Raw genomic sequence first — 17,761 nt, forward strand, 5'->3', positions numbered from 1 at the left:
TGGAGGGTCACCCCGTTTTCTGTTGGTTTTCCTATTGAGGCGGCTTTTCATGGAAGAAAGAAGCACTGACAAACCTCTGTATTCAGTATACTATATTTTAAAAAAAATGCAAGAGATGTTTAGCTATTGTGGAGTAATTTGAAAAATTTTTTTTGAAAAGGGATAATCTTGAAATTTGAGCATAAAGTATAGATAACGAAACAAAATGGAGGGATCAGCATGGCCAAAGCTGTGATGCGGGGAATATGCATAGGATTGGCGGTAATATTGCTTTGCACAGGGAGCATATGTGTATTTGCAGAGCCATCCACGCAGGTGGATACAGAGGTGTCTACCCAATTAGTGGAAGCAGAATCCGGAATATTGATGGAAGCTTCCACGGGAGAGGTGCTTTACGAGTGGGAACCGGATAAGCGGCTGCAGATTGCAAGCGTAACCAAAGTAATGACTATGCTGTTAATTATGGAAGCCTTAGACAGCGGAAAAATTCATAAGGATGATATGGTGACGGTCAGTGAAAACGCGGCATCCATGGGCGGTTCTCAGGTGTTTTTGGAAGTAGGAGAACAAATGTCGGTAAATGACATGCTCAAGGCCATTGCGGTAGCCTCCGGAAATGACGCAGCAGTGGCAATGGCGGAATATATTGGCGGCACCCATGAAGCTTTTGTGGAGAAAATGAATAAAAAAGCCCAGGAATTGCAGTGTGAGAATACCCATTTTATTAACTGTAACGGCTTGGATGAAACACAGGAACATTACAGCTCGGCAAGAGATATTGCAAAAATATCCCGAGAACTGATTAAGCATCAGGGCATTTTTGATTATACAACTATCTGGATGGATTCTCTGCGGGACGGAAAATTTGGGCTATCCAATACCAACCGGCTGATACGGTTTTATCCGGGGGCAAATGGGCTTAAAACTGGGTCTACTTCTGCGGCAAAGTATTGTCTTTCTGCCACAGCGGAAAGGGATGGTATGCAGCTGATCGCAGTCGTGTTGGGCGCACCCAGCACAGCGGAGCGATTTGACAGCGCATCTTCGCTGCTTGATTATGGTTTTGCCAACTATGCGGTGGCAGACGGTGATACGGTGGATATGACACTGCCGTCCCTGCCCGTGCAGGGAGGAACCGTGTCCGTGATTCCGCTTGAAATTAAAGATGGTGCTTTTATTGTAAAGAAGGGGAATCAGGATAAGGTGGAAAAAGAAATTAGTTTAGAGCCCAGTGTGAAAGCGCCGGTTGCGGCAGGGGATAAACTGGGAGAAATTATATTTAAAATTGATGGAGAAGAGGCCGCACGACGGGATATTGTGGCCGCGGCTGGGGTAGATCGGATTGGTACGTTACAGATGTTCCAAAAAATATTAAAGCAATGGGCGGCAATGTAAAAACAGCGCAGTCTGGCCAGGCTTGCGGGCGTTTGGCTAAAAGTAAAATTTTCAGTTCAAAGAGGGGAATTTTATAAAAGGCAATGGGGGAGAGGGACAAAAAGTCTCACTCCCCCATTGCCTTTTTTAACAATAATAAAACATTTTTTATAAATTTCATTGCAAAGTCCTTGTTTAATACCAAAGGGAACAAGAGTTTGCGTAAGTATTGATCTTGATTTGATAATTTTACATTTTTGCTGATTATAATTTTAAGCGGCACCACGGCGACAAAGTAAACCGGATAGAAAAAAGTGGGTATAATATTTTTTGTATAAGAAGATAAGAAGAGAATCTATCTTTGATTTAGTAAGAAAAACCATATTTTCAAAAGATTATCGCTTTACAGCAACAAGAAAAATAATTATAATAATAATATGTTGTATTTTGTCAGGTAAGAAAAAAGAATAGAAATCGACCAGAAACCATAAAGAGAGGTGAAATATATGTATCAGGTTTTTGTTGTGGATGACGAGCCGTCGGCACGGCTGGGGCTTTGCGAGTATTTTCCCTGGGAGAAATACGGCTGCCGGGTTGCAGGAGAGGCGGAGGACGGGAAGCAGGCCTGGGAGAAGATACGGGAAGAGAAACCGGATATCGTGCTGACCGATGTGAAAATGCCCAATATGGACGGGCTGGAGCTGGCGGCATTGATCAGCCGGGAACTGCCGGACACAAAGATTATTTTCATCAGCGGCTACAGCGATGTGCGGTATTTAAAGGAAGCGTTTCACGTGGCTGCGGTGGATTATATATTTAAGCCCATCAACCTGAAGGAAGTAGAAAAGGTGATACAAAAGGTCACCGGGAGCTTGGGCGACCGGCAGAAGCAAAAGGCCATGATTTTGCAGATGGAGACACAGCTGCTGCAAAGCATGCCGTTTTTGAAAGAGAAGTTTTTCATGGCGCTGATACGGGATTCGGATTTTCGTGAAGAAGAGCTGAAAAAGAAGATGGAATTTTTGAACGTCCGCTTTCCTTCCGGGAATTTATATTATATATTGATTGTTTCGGTGGATTCGGCGGCGGAGGTGTTCGGCGGAAGGTCGGAACGGGAGTCGCAGCTGCTTTCCTTTGCGGTTTTGAACGTGGTGCAGGAACTGCTGGAGAAATATTTTATTGGGTATAGTTTTGAGGACAGCAGAGGGGAATATGTGTGCATTGTATGTCCGCGCAGGGGGCAGGAGGAACAGCTGCTGCTTTTGGCGGAGGAGATACGGGAAAATCTGGCGCAGTTTCTGGAACTGAGCACCACGGTGGGCATAGGCAGCCCGGCGGAGGAACTTTGTGAGCTGCGGCATTCTTACATCAAAGCGGCCCGGGCGGTGGAACAGCGGCTGTTTATGGGGCAGAACCGCATTATCGTGACGGAAGATGAGGACCGGCCGGAGCAGGACTGGTATCAAATTGATTTTCGGCGGCCGGAGCGGCTGTCGGACTTTTTGCAAAACGGGGATTACGGATCAGCCAAAAAGGAGATTATGGACTTTTTCGGTGAGATCGGACGGCATCATGAGATGCCCAAGTGGTATATCCAGAGCCTTTGTATGAACTTGCTGCTGCTGCCGGATCAGCTTTTGTATGAATACGGCGGCAGGGAGGCGGCCAAGGAGCAGGAGATTCCCCAGGAGATTGAGCGGTTTTATAAGATTGAAACGGTGCGGGAGATGGAGCGGTTCATAGCAGACCGGTACCAGGCCGTTTGTTCCTTTTTTGAGGGCCGGCGGAATTCGAAACAGCGGGCGCTGATCCGGAAGATACAGGAGGTCATACAGGAGCGGTATGCGGAAAATCTCACCATTAATCAGATTGCGGACGAGGTGTATTTCAGTGCGACCTATCTGAGTTTTTTGTTCAAGCAGGAAACCGGGGAGACCATTAACGATTACATCACCTCGGTGCGGATGGAAAAGGCAAAGGAGATGCTATCCGATCCGGCCATAAAGTCCTATGAGGTATGCCGTGCGGTGGGATATCAGGATGCCGGATATTTCAGCAAATTATTCAAAAAGTACACTGGCTGCAGTCCCAGCCAGTACCGGGAGAAGCTATGAAAAAGAAGGGCAAGGAATTTTTGATTGATCTGGACAAATATTTGCATGTGCGCAAGCAGCTGGAAACAGGAAGCGTTTGGAAGAATGTTCTGGCGGCCTTTTTGCTTTTAGTGATTCTGCCCACCGGGATCATGCTGTCCTGGTACTATCACAAATCGGCCGATGCAGTGGAGCAGGAGATGGCGGAAACGGTGTTTAAGACGGTGGAGCAGGCGGCACAGCATATTGATCTGCGGCTTAACAGCGTGAAAGAGATTTCAGACAGTATTTTTATGAACACCATGTTCAACCAGGCCTTGACCCAGTCGGGAGAGCAGGGGATCAGTGCGCAGGTGGCGGAGCAGGCGGAGCTGATCCGGAATATCGAGGTGTTTCAGCGGCGGGAAGATATCCAGCGGATACGGATTTATTATAAGACGCCGAATTTCTACACCGGAGAGCATGTGAATTTCTTTGCGTATGCGGATTTGGAGCAGGAGCCGTGGCTTGGGCAGATGGAGGAGAACAACGGGGCGGTGACCTGGATCGGCGCACGGGAACAGGCGTATTCTGACGGAACAGAAGAAACGGTTCTGACCTGCGCCCGGCTGATGAAAAATTCCAGCAATATCAATGAGGTGACAGGAGCGCTGCTGATTGATGTCAAGTATGAGAATTTGTTTCAGGTGCTGGAGGAGAGCCGGGTCTCGGAGCAGGAACTGCTGTTTTTGTATCACGAAGACGCACCGTGGATGCTGGAAGAGGCTTTGGCAGGCGAAGAAGCCGCACGCAGCAAGCTGCTGACCATGGAAGAGGGCATTTCCAGGGAAGACGGAAAGTATTATATGATGAAACAGATGGAAGACAGCGGCTGGCGGGTTGGCGTAATCCTGCCGGAAAAAGCGGTGATGGCAAAGGGAAGGCACAGCAACCAGTTTTTCAGCGTGATTTTTCTGGCCATGCTGTTTTTGCTGTTTATGCTGGTATTTTTTGGGGTGTTTGGATATCTGGTCATGCGGGTCAGCTGGAGGATCAAGAGGATCGTGCAGAAGCTGGAGCGGGAAGGGATCGAAACCATCGGCAGCCAGAGCACGGGAGAAAAATCGGAGGTTTCCCTGCTGGAAAATCATATTGATGTGATGATTGCCAAGGCAAAGGATCTGATGCAGGAGGCCTTTGCGGCACGACTGGAGAAGCAGGAGGCAGAACTGCGGAGCTTGCAGGCGCAGATCAACCCGCATTTTTTGTACAATACGCTGGACAATATCAGCTGGATGGCGGTGCGGGCCAATGCGCCGGATATATGCGATATGATCCAGACGCTGTCCCAGTATTTCCGGCTGAGTTTAAGCGGCGGGAAGGATATTGTAACGGTGGAGAACGAGCTGGAGCTTGCCAGGGTGTATTTGGAGATACAAAACAGCCGGTTCCGGGGTATTTTAGAGTATCATATTGAGGTGCCCGAAACCATGCGCAGCTGTTATATTCCCAAGCTGACCCTTCAGCCCCTGCTGGAGAATGCGGTAATCCACGGCTTGCAGCCCAAGCCGGACAAGCAGTGGGAACTGCGGATCTGGGGAGAGGAAAAGGAGGACGGATTCTTTTTCTATGTGCAGGACAACGGGGTAGGCATGCCGGAGGAGACTGCGGCGGTGCTGCCTTTGCAGTCGCCGGCGTCGGAGGGCCGCCATGGATATGGGGTATACAACGTCAACAAGAGACTGCAGCTGTACTGCGGAGAGAAGTATGGTTTGAAGATCCGGTCGTGGCCGGGAAAAGGGACCTGCGTTTGCGTGGCCTTTGCCCGGATGGAGAAAGAAACACCAGCTGGCTAAAAGTTGGCAGAAAGCCCGGTGCAGGCCGGGCTTGTTTTTTTCTCCGGCGGGAAAAACGAAAAGAAACACAAGGAATCGTAGTTCTGTCATCTTTACAGAGAAGCGGGGAGACATTTATAATAAAGGAAGAAAAAAGACAGCAGGAAATGCAGTATACTGGGAGGAGAGAGGTAGATTATGAAAGCGGCAGCAACTGCGCCGGCGAGGCGCACGGATACAAAGATAGGCAAGCGGCAGCAGCCAAAATGTCTCAAGTGTCTCAAGCGGTATCCGGATTTGTATCTCATGATGATACCGGGCCTGGCATTTTTGATTTTGTTTAAGTATGTGCCAATGTACGGGCTGACCATAGCGTTTCAGGATTTCAATATTTTTGCGGGAATCACCGGAAGCCCGTGGGTGGGCTGGGCGAATTTTGAAAAATTGATTGGAAGCAGTGAATTTTATCAGGTTTTCACCAATACATTGCTGATCAGCGTTTACAAGCTGATTTTTCAGTTCCCGGTGCCCATCTTGTTTGCGGTTTTGCTGAACGAGATGAAGAATATGCTGGCAAAGCGGACCATACAGACGGTGATCTACCTGCCTCACTTTTTGTCCTGGGTGGTGGTTAGCGGACTGTTTACCAGCATTTTGTCCACCCCAAGCGGTCTGCTGAACCAGATCATCACAGCGCTGGGCGGCGAACCGATTGCTTTTATGATGGAAAAGAGCTTTTTCCGTTCGGTGGTGGTCACCTCCACCATATGGAAGGATGCGGGATACGGAGCCATTGTATACATAGCGGCAATCACCGGCATAGACCAGGAAATTTATGAGGCGGCACGGGTAGACGGAGCCGGTAGGATCCGGCAGATCATTCACATCACCATTCCGGGGCTGTCCTCTACCATTGTGCTGATGTTCATTCTGCGGTTGGGGCAGATCCTCAACGCAGGGACGGAACAGATTTTGATGATGTACAACCCGGTGGTCTATGAGGTAGGTGACGTAATTGGCACCTATGTTTACCGGATGGGTATTGGAAAGATGGATTACAGCTTTTCCACGGCAGTAGGGCTGTTTGAATCGGTGGTTGGGTTCCTGCTGCTTATGAGCGGTAACTTCCTTTGCCGGAAGCTGGTCAACCGCAGCATTTGGTAAAACAGCAGAAAGGAGCGGCAGAGCAAGATGAAAATAAGAAAAACAGCCGAGGATATTTTGATTGATGTGATCAGCTATGCGGTGATGGGTTTGTTTGGACTGATCACCCTGATCCCGTTTTTGAATATCATTGCAAAGACCTTCAGCGAGGACTGGGCGGTGGTTTCGGGCAAGGTAGGGATTCTGCCCATAGGTTTTCAGCTGGACAGTTTGGAGTATGTGATTACCAGCAGTCGGTTTTTGACCTCCTTTTTGGTATCGGTAATCATCACGGTGGCGGGGACGGCTTTGAGCATTTTGCTGATCTGTGTCACGGCATATCCGCTGTCCAAAAAGAAGCTGTGGGGTGTCAAGGGCGTGATGATTCTGTACGTCTTTACCATGATGTTTTCCGGCGGTATGATCCCCAATTACCTGCTGATCAAGAATCTGGGCATCTATAACACGCTGTGGTCGGTGATTCTGCCGGGAATGATCAACGTGTTCAACTTGATGATTGTGAAGAACTATTTCGAAAGCATACCGGAAAGTGTAGAGGAATCGGCCATGATGGACGGGGCCAGCCACACCCGGGTGCTGTTTACCATTGTACTGCCGCTGGCGGTGCCGACCATTGCCACCATTACGCTGTTTACGGCAGTCAATTACTGGAACAACTACATGGGGCCCATGCTGTACATCAACGAGCCGGGGCTCAAGCCGCTGCAGCTTTATCTTCGGGAGATCATTCTGGAGCAGAGCGATGCGGTGCTTTCGTCCCAGAGTGTGGATGACCAGCTCAACATTTCCAGCGAAGGGGTGCGGTCGGCAACGATTATTGCGTCCACCCTTCCGATTTTGCTGGTATATCCATTTATCCAAAAATATTTTATCAAGGGAATTATGATTGGTTCGGTAAAGGGCTGATCGAAAAAACAGGCCGCAGCATGCGGAGAAGGGAGCTTATTATGCAGAAAAGAACAAAAATGTGGGTTGGAGTTTTGGCAGGCGTGCTGGTGCTGGGCGCATTGACCGGCTGCGGGCAGGAGCAGAGCACAGAGGGCAGTGCCAAACCGGAGCTGAAGGTATTGATGAATTATATGAAAGAGGATCCCAACACCTATCCGGTGGCAAAGGATCTGGAAGAGGCAACGGGCTATTCGGTCAAGTATTACACCCTGCCCCAGGACAAACCGGAGGAAAAGCTGAATTTGATCATGGCCTCCAACGAGGCGTATGATATTATCATCACCACCAATAACCTGCGGGTCAGCTGGGCGGATTATGCCAAAAAAGGCGCCCTTTTGGAGCTGGACTCCCTGGTGGATCAGTACGGCACCAATATGAAAAAGGTGATGAAGCCGGAATCCTTTGATCTGATGCGGATGGACGGAAAGCTGTACGGCATTCCGGTGCCGAAAATCAAAATCGGCAAATCCCTCAACTATACCTCCATGCTGGTGACCCGGTCGGATATGCTGGAAAAATCCGGCGCCAAGTATCCGGAAACGCTGGACGAGTTTACGGCTATGCTGCGGGCCATGCAGACAGCCGGTGCAGACGGGGAGACCATTGCGCCGCTGTGCATCAAGCAGGCCATTGAGCTGCCGGGCATTGTGGGCGCCTTTGGGGTGCCCAATCCCTGGAACGAGGTGGACGGAAAGCTGGTCAACCGGGCGGAAGACCCAAGGTATCTGGAATATATTAAATACATGAAGAGCCTGTATGAAGAAGGCCTGCTGGACCGGGAATTTCCGGTGAACAAATCGGCAACGCTGACCGAGAAATTTTCCAGCGGCAGAGCGGCCATCATACCCATTACCTATTCAGAGGCGGGTACCATCAGCGATGCGCTGGAAAAGACCAGCCCGGGGGCAGAACTGACCTTTTTGGATGCGGTGACAGGTGCAAACGGTGAAAAGGGGATCGGCACAGGCGAGTCCTCTCTGGACAGACTGGTGTTCATTCCCAAGACGGCAGAGCATCCGGAAGATGCGGTGAAGTATATGGACGCCAAACTGGATGAGGAGACCTTTAAGCTGGTTGCCATTGGCCGGGAAGGAGAACATTATACGGTAGAAAACGGAGAATACTTCCCCATTTCTCCCAAGTTTTTTGACGAAAGAGGTTCGGCCAACAACTATCTGACCGGTATCAATGAAGAGACTTATCCGCAGTACTGGCAGACCAGAGTGAGAAAGGACCAGGCGGTATATGACGCCTATGCGTATATGTCGCTGGATGACGAGCGTCTGGAGGACGCAGTGGCCAATCCGGCTTTGGATGCGCCGGTATTTGACAGCGATAAATATGTCAAGATTGTCAACCAGATGGCCAACGACTATTTCATCAAGGTCATTGCAGGAGAAGAGGATCTGGAGAGCAGCTACGACGAATTTTTGGAGAATTGGAGACAGGAGGGCGGCGCAGCCATATCCCAGGATCTGAACAACTGGTATCAAAACAAGGCAAAGTAAAAAAGGGGGACAAGGAAAGATGAAAAAGCTCAGGAACAGCTGTGCGGCGGTATTGCTGGGGATCATGGTGCTGTGCACCGGGATATCTGCGGCGGCAGAGGAGCAGGTGATTGTAGAGGATGACTGCAACGATTTCACAAATCCCGCCATATACAATCTGACAGACGGCAAGGTGGCCAATATGAAAACGGCAGACAGCGCCATGAACTTCAACAAATTTTCAGACGGGACCTATGCCTCGGTTACGGACGGCAGAATGATCAAGGAAGCGGATCAGAATGCGGCCTCAGAGGACAAATCCACCTATATCATCTATTATGCGCAGGAGGCCATGGCCAGTTTTCATGTGGAGACCTACTACTGCAAAAAAGGCGGAACCACAGCCAACGATATGTCCTTTGCGGCCTCGTCAGACGGCGTGAATTTTACCCCCATCCCCAAGGCGGACGTGACCAAAACCGTGGCAGAGACCACCATTGACGGTCAGGTGTATAATGAGGACAACTGGGCGGATTATTTTTGGCGGCAGGTAAATTTTGACTTTAATTTGCTGCCCCAGAACACCCATTATCTGAAGATCAGCTTTGGCGCCAAGAGCTCCAAAGGGGCATATTATGACCTTGCCATTTCCAAGGTACAGATTTTTGCTGCTGCGGGAATCGACACACGGTATCTGGAGGAAGCGCTGAAAGAGACGGGAGCCTTGCTGGAGGAACAGAAGGACAACTGCGGTGACGGAGACCTGCAGTATCCGGAATCGGCCTATCAGGCGCTGCAGCAGGCGTATGCAGAGGCAGAAGCGGTATTGAAAAATTCGGACGCAGACCAAACGATGATTGATCAGGCGGCTGCGACGCTGACAGAGCAGACGGAGATTTTTTTGCAGTTGCAAAACCACCTGCTGCCCCTGGTGGATGAGTGTGAGAATTTTGACCTGCTGCTGTCATATACGGCAGACAACCTGCAGATTTCCACCAGCGACATTACCCTGGGGGACAGAAATCGCTTTGCCCGTCTGAAAGAGGGCAGTGCAGAGCTGGTATACCGGGTCACAGAGGACGTGGCATTTATCGAGCTGGAAGCGGCCGTCCGCAGGAATCAGGCAGAGATTGATGCGGGCGTGATGGCGGAGGATATGAAGATTTTTGTTTCGGCAGACGGACAGCAGTACACAGAGCTACCGGCAGATACTGTGACGGTGCGCTCCATAGACGGAGGCTATTTTGACGACTGGGTCAAGGACACCTGGCGGCGGGTGCGGTATACGGTATTTGATGTGCCGGCCGGAACCCGGTATGTAAAAATTGTCTTTGGCGCTGCGTCAGAAGAGGGCGTTTACTGGGAGAACCATCTGATGAAGGTGACCCTGGACCGGGAAAAGCGGGACAGCTTTTTGCGGGGGCTTTCCCTTTGGAAGACAGAAGAAAGCGGCGGCGTTGCGGTGACAGACCAGATCCAGCTGCAAGCGGGCGGCAGTTTTGTACTCACCGGAAATTTGACGGTGGATCCTGCTGCGGCAGAGAGCGTAATGCTTTTGGCGGCGGTGATGGACGGAGACCAGTGCTGCGGGGTCACCATGCTCAGGACGGATGAGAACGGAAGATTTGATTTTCGGGAAGAAAACGCAATCCAGGTGCCGGCAGGGCTGCATACGCCCAATATCCGGGTATTTCTCTGGGACGGAGAGATGCAGCTGCGGCCGGTTGCTGCGGATTTGTATGTATTTTAATCAGCGGCCGTGACAGCTTTGTCTGCACGGCCAAGAGGGAGAAAGGAGCGGCATATGAAGAAAGCGGGAATATGGATTCTGATATGGAGCATATGGATGTCCGCAATGCCTGTATTTGGGACGGCCGGCGCCCTGTCAGATGTGACGGGAACAGCGTATGAGCCGGCGGTGGCGGAGCTGGTCAGCCTGAATATTATGGAGGGCTATGAAGACGGCACATTCCGGCCGGATACCGGATTGAACCGGGCAGAATTTGCGGCGCTGATCGTGCGGATTCTGGGCATGGAACAGGGAGCAGAATCCCTGGCACAGCAGACGGTGTTTCAGGACGTGGCGGCGGAATACTGGGCAGCGGGATATATCCATTTGGCAGCAGGCATGGGGATCATCAACGGCTATGGCGACGGCAGCTTTGGGCCGGAGGACGCTGTGACCCTGGAGCAGGCCTGCAAAATGGTGCTGGAGTGCATGGGTTATGGGATCCTGGCGGCGGAAAAGGGCGGATATCCAAACGGATATCTGGTTACAGCCGCCCAGTACGGATTGACCCGCGGCATAGAAAGTACCGGCGAGGAACCGCTGTCCAGAGGAGATGCCGCTGTTTTGCTGGTACAGTCGCTGGACGTGGATGTGATCGAGAAGGAGTACGGGACGGATACCTACAGCAAAAAGGCGGGGGTCACCCTGCGGACCAAGCTCTGCGATCAGCTCAATCTGGAGAAAAAAGAGGGGATTGTCACAGCCAACGCTTATACCGGTCTGGGAGAAAGTTTGGGAATGGAAGAGAGAAGAATTGTGATCGACGGGGAAAACTACCGTACGGGGCAGGAGAATTTGGACGGTCTGCTGGGATATCAGGTGGAATACTATGCAAAGGACAATGCCGATGGCACCAAATCCCTGTATTCCATACAGCCGTCAGAGAAACAGAACCGCACCGTCAGCTTTTTGCCTGAGGATATAGAATCCATCGAGGAAGATGCTTTTTCGGTGTATCAGGAGGGAAGAAGCAAAACCCAGAAATATACGCTGGCAGAAGCGGTACAGACGGTCTACAACGGAAAATACCTGCCGGAAGCGGGGACAGAGGACTGGAAGATCCAAAACGGCACCATACGGCTTTTGGACAACAACGGCGACGGCCGCTATGAGATCGTCTTTGTGGAGGAGATCCAAACCCTGCTGGCGGGCAGTATCGATGCGGAAAAGGGTTTGATCCAGCTGAAGACTTTCAGTGCAAACACCACCAGCCAGTTTAACGGCAAGACCTATATCGACTGCCAGAGCACCGACCCGCTGGTACGGATCTGTGATGCAGACGGCAATGCGGTCGCCATAGAGGACCTGGGCGCTATGCAGATGATCGGTGTACGGCAGAGCAAGGATCAGGAACTGGTGACGGTCATTGCGGGCAGTGCCCCCTTTGACGGGACGGTGGATGCGGTATACGAAACAGAGGGGCAGGTTTCCATAGACGGCGAGATCTATGACCTGGCCAGAAACGAGCAGGGGGCGTTTCTTTTGGAGCTTCAGCCGGGGGATCAGGGCCGGTTCTGGCCGGATGTCATGGGCAGGATTGCGGCCAAAAACATCAGTACCTCCTCTGCGGGCTATGGCGCAGAGATCGAAACGGTGAACCAGGACCGCCTGTGCAGTTATCTGCTGGCGGCCAGCCAGGAGGCGGGATTTACGCCTTTGGTGCAGTTTAAGCTGCTGACCAACCTCAAGGACGGCAGCCGGGAGGAAAGGATTTTCCAGCTGGCAGACAGCGTGACGCTAAACGGCGAAAAAATGGATGCCGCAGAGGTACTTGCCGCCATTGCGGACAAGAACAACGGGGATTATCATGTTCCTATGACCTATGAACTAAACGGCAAGGGCAAGATCAAAAGCCTGTGGTTGTACACGCAGACCGTCCCCATGGGATATATGACCTATCAATCCGCCAATAGCTCCTTTGACGGCCTGTATTACCGGGATGCAGACAGCATTACCTATTTTGTGGACGTGCGTGACTATGAAACGGTTTATGCGGACACGGCCGTATCGCTGAACAACGGTTACCGGTATCAGGTGCGGATTTTTGATCCGGTAGAGGAGGAATTTTCCATACAAAAGCGGATTTTCATTGTCTATGTGGACCTGGAAAATGCCCAGGGGACAGCCATGGACGAAAACCAGCCGCTGCTGGTATCCAGCATTGTCAAATACGCCCAGGAGGACGGAACCCTTGCCTATATGCTGGAGGGGTTCTGCGGCGGCCAGCAGGTGGAGCTGAGCATAGCGGAAAGTGCGGAAGAAAAGGCGGCACAGCTTCGCACAGGGAGCCTGATTCGTTTTTCCAAGAACGCTGTAGAAAAGGTAACCGCCATCAAAATTTTAGGAGCGCTTCCGCCAGAGGAGTATTTCCGGCAGGGGGTTGGCGGCAGCAATGAGCAGGTGTATGGTTCTGCGGTACAGGCAGAGCGGAACGCAGATCACAGCTCCTGCGTGCTGACATTGGCTTATCTGCAAAACGGCGCAGAGAAACAGGCGTCCTATGAGATTGCCGGTGCGCCGGTCTATACATACGACGGCACGGATGTCCGCCTGGCAGAGACGGGCGAAGTGGGAGCGGGCGAGAAGATCTTTTTGCAAGTTTCCAATTTTGATGTGGAAGCGGTCATCATCATTCGCTGATGCAGAATGACTGCGGGAAAAGAAGGAGGATAGCCATGGGAAAAAGAATATGGAAAAAGTGTATTGCGGGCTTGATCGGCATAGCGCTGCTGGGAAGCTGTTTTGGACTGCCCGGGGGCACTGCGCTGGCAGAGGAGCGGTTTTTTGACAATCTCACGGATCTGTCTTTATGCTATGCGGCGGGAACCACGGCGGATAACATTGGATTTTCCACCAAGGACCTGTCTGCGTCCCAGGGAATCGCAGACAAGGACAGGGTGTATAAAAAGGCGGACACCGGTGCGCTGGATACCCAGACCTATCTGGTATATCAGACCAAGCAGGCCTTTGTCTCTTTTCAGGTAGATGCGGTATATTCCATGAAAAACGGCAAGATCGCAGGGGATTTGCAATTTGAGACATCCGCAGACGGCGAGACCTATACCCCATATACCCAGGTGGTCAGAACCGACGCAAAAGAGGGAGAGTTCTGGGAAGAAAGCCAGTGGCGCAGCATTGTATTTGCGTCAGAAGGCGCACTTCCGGAGGGGACCCAATACATACGGATCGCCTTTGGAGCCACGTCCCATATCGGCCAAAGCGGAAACACCACCCATCAGATTTCCAATGTTACCCTGGGAATAGCAGAGATGGAGGTGGATTACCGGGCCCTGCTTTCCCAAACGCTGGAGCGGGCCCAGAGCAAGCTTGACAACGCACAGGTGGGAACCGAGCCGGGCATGTATCCCAAGGAGGCAGTGGATACATTAACAACGGCGGTTTCCATGGCCCAGGAGGCGGTTTCAGACAGTGATGCGGATACGGCCCTGCTGGAGGAAGCCCTGACCATGCTGGAAGAGGCTCTGGTTGTGTTCCAGCAGTCGGTGGTGCCGGAAGCGGTGTTTGTGGACGAGTGTGACAGTGCATCCTTCCCCTATCGGCGGTCAGAGGATATCCAGGTGGCGACCTCCTCGCCGGAGAAGTTTGAAGGGGACGGCACCCGGTATTATAAGAAGCTGAACCACGGGGGCGAATGGGTCGAGTATAAGATGGAAGAGGGCAAGCGTGCCCAGACCGTCACCCTGGACACCTGGTATTATAAATCAAACGGTTCTCTTGCGGAGGACTGCACGGTAGAGTACAGCAAGGACGGCCAGGTTTATGAGACGGCTGCGGCGGTACGGACGGCAGATGAGGCAGGCTGGGCCAACGGCGAGTGGCGCAAGGTGGTCTTTTCGGTCAGCGACCTTCCCTTGGGGGTGGAATATATCCGTGTGAACCTGGGGGATACCACGGCTACCGGTGCGCTGTATGCGGTGCAGATCGGCCGGGTGACCATTCAGGTGGCGGCCAATTATGAAAAACTGTTGCAAAATAAGATCCAAGAAGCAGAGGAACTGCTCAGCCGGGTTCCGGGCGGCAACCAGCCGGGCATGTGTCCCGAATCGGTGAGAAACCAGCTGGTGACGCAGAAGGATGCAGCGGCACAGCTGCTGGAAGGGGCCGGAGAGGAAGAACAAAAACAGGCCATTGCGGCGTTGGAGGAAGCCATTTTGGCGGTAGAAAACGCCATCATCTATGCGGTGCAGTGGCCCCAGGACGCCCAGCTGACCGCCAAGGCAGAGAGCGCATCAGAGATATCCCTGTCCTGGCCGGGGGCGGAAGCCAGCGGAACCATTACCTATGAGGTATATCAGGGAGAAAAGCGCATTGGCACCACAGAGCAAACCACATACCGGGTAGAGAACCTGGCGCCCGGAATTGACTATGCGTTTCAGGTGGTGGCGGTGGTGCCGGCGGGCAAATCCAAGCCGCTGGGGCCGGTACAGGCCCAGACGGCAAAGCCAAAGGAGTTTATGCCGCCGGATTTCAGCCTGATCACGCCGGACAGCTTTGAGGACGAGGATTATCTGGCGCCGCTGATCTGGAAGGACGACACCCGTGGGATTCCGTATTATTATTTTAACCTGTACAAGATACTGAATGCGGTCAGAATGGAAGAGCCGGACCGGGGGTTTGTGGACATCTTTGTTTCCAGAAGATACAGTGCTTTTAACCCCATCAATGTGCGGATTCAGGAGGCCTATCTGCCCATCACGTATTTTTATACCCGCAACGACAGCTGGAACGAATACTACAACAATCCGGAGGTCAAGGTGCGGCTGGAAGCGGTGCTGCAGCACGTGCTGGATCTGCAAAAGACCGAGACCGATGCGGCCAAGGGGGAATATGCAGGCGCATTTCCGCAAAGCACCACCAATACCTATGATCTGGCGGGAACCACCTTTACCCTGAACTTTTTGGGGCAGGCGCTGAAGCTGCTGCACGAGGCGGAAGAAACCCAGATGGGATTCCGCTCCATTGATCCGGATCTGTTTCAGCGGCTCAACGAGGCATGCCGAAAAGCGATCATTTTGACCCTGACCAACGAGGCGTGGTATGAATACGGGCTGCAATATTCCAATCAGTACGGACTGATCTGGTCGGCAACGGCGGCGTATCTGGAATACAATCCGGACCCGGAGATCGAGAGCCTGCTGAAGGAAAAATACCAGCACAGCGACGAGTTCATCAGTCCGGCGGGGTTTTATTACGAAGAAGGCGCCTTTGACATGAGCTATAATCTGGGGGTACACACCAACAACATCTCGGCGGAGTACACCTATTTCAAAGATACGGACATGGAGGCCAAGCTGATCGAGGATCAAACCCGGTTTATCGATTGGCTCTCCTATAACCTGGTGATCGAGCCGGACGGCTCCTGGTTCAGCACCAACGGGGCGCCCAGCCGAAGGATCACCACCACGGGGTATTCCATCTACCGCAAGGATATGCCCATTGCGGAGAAAATTCCAATGGCTCGTGCGTTTGTAAGAAGCGATGTGGATATAGAAGATGAGATTGCACGGAATAAAAGCGCCATCACCGAGGGCGGGGCGTGGCCGGTATTGCCGGAAATGACCCTGCGGGGCGGCGATGCGTACAATGCGTACGGGGTCTTTGACAGATTGATGTACCAATATGTTCCCACAGAAGCAGAGCGCTGGGAGGCCATTGAGAGCCTGCCATATATGGCAAGCGAGAATTTCAACCACCAGCGTGCGGACGAGGAAAGCTACCTTGAATTTACCTATATCCGCCGGCCGTATTACTACACCATATTCAATGCGGGCAAGCAGTTCAACAACATGCAGGTGTTTGGACAGGGCTTGCTGTGGCATCCGGAGGGCGGAATCATGATCGCCAGCCAAAGCGAGGAGAAGGATACCACCGACAGCGAAAAAGCGCCCAAGGCCAATGACTTTTCTTGGGGGACAAAGTCCTATGACCCCAACCGGAAGCAGTCCATTGAGCGGGTGTATGAAAACGGAACGATCTGGGGCCAGCAGGGCGGCAGTGCCAACCAGAACCTGGTCTATACCGTAAACGGCCAGAGCCTTCAGCCGCAGACCGGGATAGCGGATCTGCCGGAGGGGGATATTGCGGTATCCTATGATTTGACAGAGTCGGGAGAGAAAAAGGGAAACAAAACCATTCGTTATGCAGAGGACGGCATTCATGTGAGCGTCCAGCACCCGGGCGGTTTGCAGGAATGCTTCCCGCTGATGATCCGGGATGAGGACAAACTGGAGGTCCAGGGCGACCGGGTGAAACTGGTTCGGGGTCGTGCGGTGATGGAGATTGTGTTTGACCAGACCGTCAAGATGGAAATCAGCAAGAAAAACTATACCATGTCCCGGTATCAGATGAATATGCTGACGGCGGCCACCACCAATGACGCCCTGTCCTATACCATATATATGGGGATAGAGGAACCCAAGGTACGGGAGATAGACGGCTCTGTACAGGTGACAGAGAACCAGATTAGCGGGCAGGAGCTGAACGGGGCCGCATTGCCTGAGGAATCCGAAGAGGCAGAAACGCCGGCAGAGACGGAGACGGCAGAAAACGCCGGAGTTTCCGAGGAAGAAACAGACAGCGTGTTTGCCGATACAAAAGGGCATTGGGCAGAGGAGGATATTAATTATCTTGCAGAGAAAGGGGTCATTGAAGGAGTAGACCAGACCCACTTTGAGCCTGACCGGTCCATTACCAGGGCAGAATTTACCGCCATTCTTGCGGAATATCTGGAACTGGATCAGACTCAAGGGGCGCCATTTGCAGGATTTGTGGATGTCCAGCCGGACGCCTGGTATTATGGGGCGGTTATGGGCTGTGCGCAGAAGGGGATCGTGCAGGGGATCGATGCAGAGCACTTTGCCCCGGACATGAACATTTCCAGAGCGGAAATGGATCTGATCTGCATGCGGGTTTACACCTATCTGCTGACCCAGGAAACATCGCCCAGAAACGATGCAACCCGGGCAGATGCCAGCGTGCTGATTCGGCGGCTGCTGGAGGACATTGACCGGATTGCCGGATAAGGCAGAGGAGAAAAGAGAGGAAAAGGGCTCCCCCAGTGCTGGCGGGAGC

9 protein-coding genes are annotated in these 17,761 nt (G+C 52.2%); all 9 read left to right on the forward strand.

Annotation, left to right across the window (positions count from 1 at the left end):
• Window positions 1–219 precede the first annotated feature (219 nt).
• Complete coding sequence (locus tag INF28_RS06925; RefSeq protein WP_226392735.1) at window positions 220–1,395, forward strand: D-alanyl-D-alanine carboxypeptidase family protein; 1,176 nt, start codon at window positions 220–222, stop codon at window positions 1,393–1,395.
• 485 nt (window positions 1,396–1,880) lie between these two features.
• The gene (locus INF28_RS06930; protein ID WP_226392736.1) at window positions 1,881–3,488 is read left to right on the forward strand and encodes a response regulator; all 1,608 of its coding nucleotides are present in this window, start codon (window positions 1,881–1,883) and stop codon (window positions 3,486–3,488) included.
• Window positions 3,485–5,302 carry a cache domain-containing sensor histidine kinase gene (locus INF28_RS06935; RefSeq protein WP_226392737.1) on the forward strand — a complete coding sequence of 606 codons (1,818 nt, stop codon included), beginning with the start codon at window positions 3,485–3,487 and terminating at the stop codon, window positions 5,300–5,302. The genes INF28_RS06930 and INF28_RS06935 overlap by 4 nt, the downstream gene beginning before the upstream one ends.
• 177 nt (window positions 5,303–5,479) lie before the next feature.
• Window positions 5,480–6,445, forward strand: coding sequence for an ABC transporter permease (locus tag INF28_RS06940; RefSeq protein WP_226392738.1), 966 nt, complete (start codon window positions 5,480–5,482; stop codon window positions 6,443–6,445).
• Window positions 6,446–6,472: 27 nt separating this feature from the next.
• Complete coding sequence (locus INF28_RS06945; protein WP_226392739.1) at window positions 6,473–7,351, forward strand: carbohydrate ABC transporter permease; 879 nt, start codon at window positions 6,473–6,475, stop codon at window positions 7,349–7,351.
• A 41-nt stretch (window positions 7,352–7,392) separates the two neighbouring features.
• Window positions 7,393–8,901 (forward strand): extracellular solute-binding protein, encoded by a 1,509-nt coding sequence (locus INF28_RS06950; RefSeq protein WP_226392740.1) that lies wholly within the window; start codon window positions 7,393–7,395, stop codon window positions 8,899–8,901.
• A gap of 19 nt (window positions 8,902–8,920) precedes the next feature.
• The gene (locus INF28_RS06955; protein WP_226392741.1) at window positions 8,921–10,630 is read left to right on the forward strand and encodes an FIVAR domain-containing protein; all 1,710 of its coding nucleotides are present in this window, start codon (window positions 8,921–8,923) and stop codon (window positions 10,628–10,630) included.
• 54 nt (window positions 10,631–10,684) lie between these two features.
• Window positions 10,685–13,309, forward strand: a complete 2,625-nt coding sequence (locus INF28_RS06960; RefSeq protein ID WP_226392742.1) for an S-layer homology domain-containing protein — start codon at window positions 10,685–10,687, stop codon at window positions 13,307–13,309.
• Window positions 13,310–13,344: 35 nt separating this feature from the next.
• Window positions 13,345–17,712 (forward strand): S-layer homology domain-containing protein, encoded by a 4,368-nt coding sequence (locus tag INF28_RS06965; protein WP_226392743.1) that lies wholly within the window; start codon window positions 13,345–13,347, stop codon window positions 17,710–17,712.
• Window positions 17,713–17,761: the final 49 nt, after the last annotated feature.

This window comes from Ructibacterium gallinarum (assembly GCF_014982785.1).
GTDB classification, from domain to species: Bacteria; Bacillota; Clostridia; order Monoglobales; family Monoglobaceae; genus Ructibacterium; species Ructibacterium gallinarum.

Excerpts from the sequence above, each read along its gene's own strand:
- INF28_RS06925 (WP_226392735.1), top strand. The coding sequence starts at position 220 with ATGGCCAAAGCTGTGATGCGGGGAATATGCATAGGATTGGCGGTAATA.
- INF28_RS06930 (WP_226392736.1), top strand. The coding sequence starts at position 1,881 with ATGTATCAGGTTTTTGTTGTGGATGACGAGCCGTCGGCACGGCTGGGG.
- INF28_RS06935 (WP_226392737.1), top strand. The coding sequence starts at position 3,485 with ATGAAAAAGAAGGGCAAGGAATTTTTGATTGATCTGGACAAATATTTG.
- INF28_RS06940 (WP_226392738.1), top strand. The coding sequence starts at position 5,480 with ATGAAAGCGGCAGCAACTGCGCCGGCGAGGCGCACGGATACAAAGATA.
- INF28_RS06945 (WP_226392739.1), top strand. The coding sequence starts at position 6,473 with ATGAAAATAAGAAAAACAGCCGAGGATATTTTGATTGATGTGATCAGC.
- INF28_RS06950 (WP_226392740.1), top strand. The coding sequence starts at position 7,393 with ATGCAGAAAAGAACAAAAATGTGGGTTGGAGTTTTGGCAGGCGTGCTG.
- INF28_RS06955 (WP_226392741.1), top strand. The coding sequence starts at position 8,921 with ATGAAAAAGCTCAGGAACAGCTGTGCGGCGGTATTGCTGGGGATCATG.
- INF28_RS06960 (WP_226392742.1), top strand. The coding sequence starts at position 10,685 with ATGAAGAAAGCGGGAATATGGATTCTGATATGGAGCATATGGATGTCC.
- INF28_RS06965 (WP_226392743.1), top strand. The coding sequence starts at position 13,345 with ATGGGAAAAAGAATATGGAAAAAGTGTATTGCGGGCTTGATCGGCATA.